Here is a 6,095-nt window from a genome sequence, read left to right as displayed (position 1 = left end):
GAGGGCCGGGGACCGCAGGGGAATAGAATCCTCCGCCACCTGGTTTTGGGAGGTGCGGCCAGTAGTGGCAGACTGGTGCGTCGGTCCCGGTTCACGCGCAGGCAGCCATCCCCGTCGCCCGACCGTCGGGTGCGAGGAGCCGGTGCGACCCGGAACCCTCCCGATACCTAGGAGAGACCTTGAAGCGCGACATCCACCCGGAGTACGTGGAGACCCAGGTCAGCTGCACCTGCGGAAACTCCTTCACCACCCGTAGCACCGTCACCGACGGCACCATCCGCGCCGACGTGTGCTCCGCGTGCCACCCGTTCTACACGGGCAAGCAGAAGATCCTCGACACCGGTGGCCGTGTGGCCCGCTTCGAGGCCCGCTTCGGCAAGAACGCCGGGTCGAGGAACAAGAAGTAGCGACCCCGAACGCCGGTCCTCGGCCGTCCCCCCAGGGAGGGCCGGACCGGCGTTTTGCCGTCCCGGCAGCCCTCTCCCCACACGAAGGACTCAACGATGTTCGAGGCGGTCGAGGAACTGATCGGCGAGCACGCCGACCTCGAGAAGCGGCTCGCCGATCCCGCCGTCCACGCGGACCAGGCCAACGCCCGCAGGCTGGGCAAGCGCTACGCCGAGCTGACCCCGGTCGTGGGCGCGTACCACGAGTGGAAGCGCACCGGCGACGACATCGCCACCGCACGGGAGCTGGCCGCCGACGACCCGGACTTCGCCGCCGAGGTCAAGGAGCTGGAGATCCGGCGCGAGGAGCTCACCGAACGGCTGCGGCTGCTGCTCGTCCCGCGCGATCCCAGCGACGACAAGGACGTCATCCTGGAGATCAAGGCGGGCGAGGGCGGCGAGGAGTCCGCGCTGTTCGCCGGCGACCTGCTGCGCATGTACCTGCGCTACGCCGAGCGTCAGGGCTGGAAGACCGAGATCATCGAGGCCAACGAGTCCGACCTCGGCGGCTACAAGGACGTCCAGGTCGCGGTGAAGACCAAGAACGGCACCGAGCCCGGCCAGGGCGTGTGGGCCCGGCTGAAGTACGAGGGCGGCGTCCACCGCGTCCAGCGCGTGCCCGCCACCGAGTCCCAGGGCCGCATCCACACCTCCGCCGCCGGAGTCCTCGTCCTCCCCGAGGCCGAGGACGTCGACGTCGAGATCAATCCGAACGACCTGCGCATCGACGTCTACCGCTCCTCCGGCCCCGGCGGGCAGTCCGTGAACACCACCGACTCCGCCGTCCGCATCACCCACGTGCCCACCGGCATCGTCGTCTCCTGCCAGAACGAGAAGAGCCAGCTGCAGAACAAGGAGCAGGCGCTGCGTATCCTGCGCGCCCGCCTGCTGGCGGCGGCCCAGGAGGAGGCGGAGAGGGAGGCCTCCGACGCGCGCCGCAGCCAGGTGCGTACGGTGGACCGGTCGGAGCGGGTGCGCACCTACAACTTCCCGGAGAACCGGATCTCGGACCACCGGGTGGGCTTCAAGGCGTACAACCTGGACCAGGTGCTGGACGGCGACCTGGACGCGGTGGTCCAGGCATGCGTGGACGCCGACTCCGCGGCCAAGCTGGCCGCGGCTCAGTAACCGTGCGGCGCCCCGGGGCGGGGCACGCGGGGACGGGTGGAGGACGAGGAACGTGAACGTACTGCTCGCCGAGGTGGCCCAGGCCACCCAGCGGCTCGCCGACGCCGGAGTGCCCTCCCCGCGCTTCGACGCGGAGGAGCTGGCGGCGTACGTGCACGGCGTCAAGCGGGGGGAACTGCACCGCGTCGCCGACGCCGACTTCGACGCCCGCTACTGGGAGGCCGTCGCCCGCCGCGAGGCCCGCGAGCCGCTCCAGCACATCACCGGCCGGGCCTTCTTCCGCTACCTGGAACTCCAGGTGGGCCCGGGGGTGTTCGTGCCGCGCCCCGAGACCGAGTCCGTGGTCGGCTGGGCGATAGACGCCGTGCGCGCCATGGACGTCGCCGAGCCCCTGATCGTCGACCTGTGCACCGGCTCCGGAGCCATCGCGCTCGCGCTCGCCCAGGAGGTGCCGCGCTCGCGCGTGCACGCCGTGGAGCTGGACGAGGGGGCGCTTGAGTGGGCCCGGAAGAACACCGAGGGCTCCCGCGTCACCCTGCACCACGGCGACGCGACGACCGCCCTGCCCGAGCTGGACGGCCAGGTCGACCTCGTCATCTCCAACCCGCCCTACATCCCGCTCACCGAATGGGAGTACGTCGCCCCCGAGGCACGTGACCACGACCCGCAGATGGCGTTGTTCTCCGGCGAGGACGGACTGGACGTCATCCGCGGCATCGAACGCACCGCGCACCGCCTGCTGCGCCCCGGCGGCCTGGTCGTCGTCGAACACGCCGACACCCAGGGCGGCCAGGTCCCCTGGATCTTCACCGAGGACCGCGGCTGGGCGGACGCCGCGGACCACCCCGACCTCAACAACCGGCCCCGTTTTGCCACAGCCCGCAGGGAGGTGCCTTAGATGGCACGGCGTTACGACTGCTCCGACGCGACCGACCGCGCGACCGGCCTGCGCGAGGCCGCCTCGGCGGTCCGCCGAGGCGAACTCGTCGTGCTCCCCACGGACACGGTCTACGGCATCGGCGCCGACGCCTTCACCCCGGAGGCCGTCGGCGACCTGCTGGAGGCCAAGGGACGCGGGCGCGGCATGCCCTCGCCCGTCCTGATCGGCTCCCCGAACACCCTGCACGGCCTGGTCACCGACTTCTCCGAGCAGGCCTGGGAACTGGTGGACGCCTTCTGGCCCGGCGCGCTCACCCTCGTCGCCCGCCACCAGCCGTCGCTCACCTGGGACCTGGGCGAGACCGGCGGCACGGTCGCCGTCCGCATGCCGCTGCACCCGGTGGCGATCGAGCTGCTGACCGAGACCGGCCCGATGGCGGTGTCGTCGGCCAACCTCACCGGCCACCCCGCCCCGCAGACCTGCGACGCCGCCCAGGAGATGCTGGGCGACTCCGTCGCGGTCTACCTCGACGGCGGCCCCACCCCCGACTCCGTGCCCTCCTCGATCGTCGACGTCACCGCCCCGGCGCCCAGGCTGCTGCGTGCGGGCGCGATCAGCGCGGAGGAGCTGCGCAAGGTCGTACCCGGCCTCGAGGCCGCCAGTTGACCCCGCCCGCCGGGGCGTCCGAGGAGCATGGCATACCGGTCTTCCGCATCCTCCACGTCTCCACCGGAAACGTCTGCCGCTCGCCCATCACCGAGCGGCTGACCAGGCATGCCCTGGTGGCCAGACTCGGCGACGAGCGGGCCGGCGGACTGGTGGTGGAGAGCGCGGGGACGTGGGGGCACGAGGGCGCGCCGATGGAGGAGCACGCGGCGGAGGTCCTGCTGGAGTACGGCGCGGACCCGTCCGGCTTCCTCGGCCGTGAACTGCTGGACGAGCACGTCATCAGGGCAGATCTGGTGCTGACCGCCACCCGCGACCACCGGGCGCAGGTGATCTCCATGGGGCACTCCGCGGGGCTGCGCACCTTCACCCTCAAGGAGTTCACCCGCCTGGTGCGGGCGATCGACCCCGCCACACTGCCCGGCCCGGACGCCGACGGCGGGGTGGTCGGGCGCGCCCGGGCCCTGGTGCGGGCCGCCGCGGCGCTGCGCGGCTGGCTGCTGGCGCCCAGCGCGGAGGCCGACGAGGTCTACGATCCCTACGGCGCCCCCATCACCTACTTCCGCAGCGTCGGCGAGGAGATCAACGCGGCGCTGGACCCGGTGGTCACGGCCCTGACGGGGGTCCCGGCGCGGACGTGAGACCGTACCGGGCGGCGTCGGGCTGTGCCGGGCGGTGTCAGGCGGTGCCGGGCGGTGTCGGGCACGCGACCGTCCGCACCGGACCGTTGTCTAAGGTGTGGTGTCCCGGGCGTGAGCCCGGGGAGCCCGCGAGAGTCATGGGGAATCCGTGCGTGAATACCTGCTGACGCTGTGCGTCACGGCCGCGGTCACCTACCTCCTCACCGGTCCGGTGAGGAAGTTCGCGATCGCGGCGGGCGCGATGCCCGAGATCCGTGCCCGCGACGTGCACCGCGAACCGACGCCCCGGCTCGGCGGCATCGCCATGTTCGGCGGGCTGTGCGCGGGTCTGCTGGCCGCCTCCCAGCTCACCAACGTCGGCGACGTCTTCCGGCTCTCCGACGAGCCCCGCGCGCTGCTGGCCGGCGCAGGCCTGATCTGGCTGCTGGGCGTCCTGGACGACAAGTGGGGCGTGGACGCGCTGATCAAGCTCGGCGGCCAGATGATCGCCGCGGGCGTGATGGTCTGGCAGGGCCTGACGATCCTGTGGCTGCCGGTGCCGGGCGTGGGCAACGTCGCGCTGACCCCGCTGCAGGGCACGCTGCTGACGGTGGCGGTGGTCGTCGTCACCATCAACGCGGTCAACTTCGTCGACGGACTGGACGGCCTGGCCTCGGGCATGGTCGGCATCGCGGCCGCGGCGTTCTTCATGTACGCCTACCGGATCTGGTACGGCTACGGCATCGAGGCCGCGGCCCCCGCGACGCTCTTCGCCGCCGTCCTGATGGGCATGTGCCTGGGCTTCCTGCCGCACAACATGCACCCCGCGCGGATCTTCATGGGCGACTCCGGGTCGATGCTCATCGGCCTGGTGCTGGCCGCCGGGGCGGTCTCCATCACCGGCCAGGTGGACCCGGACGTCATCACCGACACCACCGGCTCGGTCAAGACCACGGTCCAGACGATGGTGCCGGTCTACATGCCGGTGCTGCTGCCGCTGACGATCATCGCGGTACCCATCGCCGACCTGGTGCTGGCGGTGGTGCGGCGCACCTGGCGGGGCCAGTCGCCGTTCGCCGCCGACCGCGGCCATCTGCACCACCGGCTGCTGGAGATCGGCCACTCCCACAGCCGCGCGGTACTGATCATGTACTTCTGGTCGGCGCTGATCGCCTTCGGCGCGGTGGCCTTCTCGGTGCGCTCCTCCAGCCTGGTCATCGTGCTCGCGATCGTGCTGCTGAGCGCGGTGGGGCTGGTGATCCTGCTGCTGCCGAGGTTCACCCCGAGGGTGCCGGGCTGGGCGCAGCGGCTCGTGCCGCCGCGCTACCGCGCCCGGCGCGGGCCGGCCGAGCGGCCGGGGGAAGAGGCCGGCGGCGCGGACGGGAGCGCCGCGCGGACCGACTCGGAGGCCGGGCGGCGGCCCGCGGGGGCGACGGCGCTCGGCGAGTACGATCGCCTGGTGCGCGACGGCCGTCCCACGGCCGACAACCGCTCATAGCAGTCCCGCCGCCGTTCGTCATCGCGGAGTAGCGCCGACTGACCCGCTCGTGTGACAGTCCGCACACGAACTAGGTAAAGACCTCATCAAATAGTTTGTGATACCGTTCACGAGTCCGGCGAGAAGGCCGGTGGCCTCCAGTGCCCCCGATCCGCGAGTCCGTTCCGCCGGGCGACCACAGCTTTCGAAGGTCACGCACCGCCCCCCGTAGACCACCCTGCTGGAGCAGCGTTTATGCAGTCGAACGACGCCCGGATCCTTCGTGGCGCCGCGATTCCCTCAGCCGGTGCCGGCCTGGTCGGCGTGATCGTCGGCGCGGTCGTCTCGGGAGGCGAGGGCGCCCTGGGAGCAGGCCTGGCCACCGTGGTGGTCCTCGCCTTCTTCGGCGCGGGCCTCCATGCGCTCGGCCGGGTCGGACGGCAGTGGCCCGAACTCCTCCTCGGGGCGGGATTCCTGGTCTACACGACCCAGGTGATCGCCATGTTCGTGGTGATGAAGATCCTGCGGGACGCCACCTTCATGGACGGCCGCGTGTTCGGTTTCACGGCGCTTGCCTGCCTCCTGGTGTGGCTCGCGGCCCAGGCGTGGACGCACACCCGGCTCAAGACCCCGTACGTGGAGCCCGCCGGGACCGGCAAGGGCTCCACGGGCTCCTCCGCCGCGGAATCCCGCGCGTGACCGGGAACAGCGCGAAGGCTCCGGGCAGGGGCGGTGGGAGGCCACGCCCGCCGGGCTGCTATCGTCCGACGCCGAGAGGGCCGCGAGCCTTGGCGAAGGCGCTGTGCGGGACAGCGCCGAACGCTCCTCGCCTCTTCACGGGCCGTCCTGCCGCCGCGCCGGCCGGTCCCTTCCCGCCC

7 protein-coding genes are annotated in these 6,095 nt (G+C 72.0%); all 7 read left to right on the top strand.

Annotation, left to right across the window (positions count from 1 at the left end; genetic code table 11):
- Positions 1 to 179 precede the first annotated feature (179 nt).
- The 7 genes from rpmE (at position 180) to L7D48_RS24185 (ending at position 5,916) form a co-directional block, all read left to right on the top strand.
- The gene (gene rpmE, locus L7D48_RS24215; protein ID WP_093661957.1) at positions 180 to 407 is read left to right on the top strand and encodes a 50S ribosomal protein L31; all 228 of its coding nucleotides are present in this window, start codon (positions 180 to 182) and stop codon (positions 405 to 407) included.
- A gap of 96 nt (positions 408 to 503) precedes the next feature.
- The gene (gene prfA / locus L7D48_RS24210) at positions 504 to 1,574 is read left to right on the top strand and encodes a peptide chain release factor 1 (RefSeq protein WP_237882459.1); all 1,071 of its coding nucleotides are present in this window, start codon (positions 504 to 506) and stop codon (positions 1,572 to 1,574) included.
- Between the two features lie 52 nt (positions 1,575 to 1,626).
- Complete coding sequence (prmC, locus tag L7D48_RS24205; RefSeq protein ID WP_237882457.1) at positions 1,627 to 2,472, top strand: peptide chain release factor N(5)-glutamine methyltransferase; 846 nt, start codon at positions 1,627 to 1,629, stop codon at positions 2,470 to 2,472.
- A complete protein-coding gene (locus L7D48_RS24200) occupies positions 2,473 to 3,120 on the top strand; it encodes an L-threonylcarbamoyladenylate synthase (RefSeq protein ID WP_237882455.1) in 648 nt (215 codons plus the stop codon).
- Entirely contained in the window at positions 3,117 to 3,761 is a 645-nt protein-coding gene (locus L7D48_RS24195; protein WP_101255645.1) for a protein-tyrosine-phosphatase, read from the top strand. Before L7D48_RS24200 ends, L7D48_RS24195 begins: the two co-directional genes overlap by 4 nt.
- A 148-nt stretch (positions 3,762 to 3,909) precedes the next feature.
- Positions 3,910 to 5,238, top strand: a complete 1,329-nt coding sequence (locus tag L7D48_RS24190) for an MraY family glycosyltransferase (protein WP_237882453.1) — start codon at positions 3,910 to 3,912, stop codon at positions 5,236 to 5,238.
- Between the two features lie 234 nt (positions 5,239 to 5,472).
- Positions 5,473 to 5,916: a hypothetical protein gene (locus L7D48_RS24185; RefSeq protein WP_237882451.1), complete on the top strand. Its 444-nt coding sequence runs from the start codon at positions 5,473 to 5,475 to the stop codon at positions 5,914 to 5,916.
- The last annotated feature ends 179 nt before the right edge of the window (positions 5,917 to 6,095 follow it).

The organism is Streptomyces sp. ICN903 (genome assembly GCF_022015835.1).
GTDB classification, from domain to species: domain Bacteria; phylum Actinomycetota; class Actinomycetes; order Streptomycetales; family Streptomycetaceae; genus Streptomyces; species Streptomyces fenghuangensis.
This window is presented reverse-complemented; position numbering and strand designations above follow the sequence as displayed.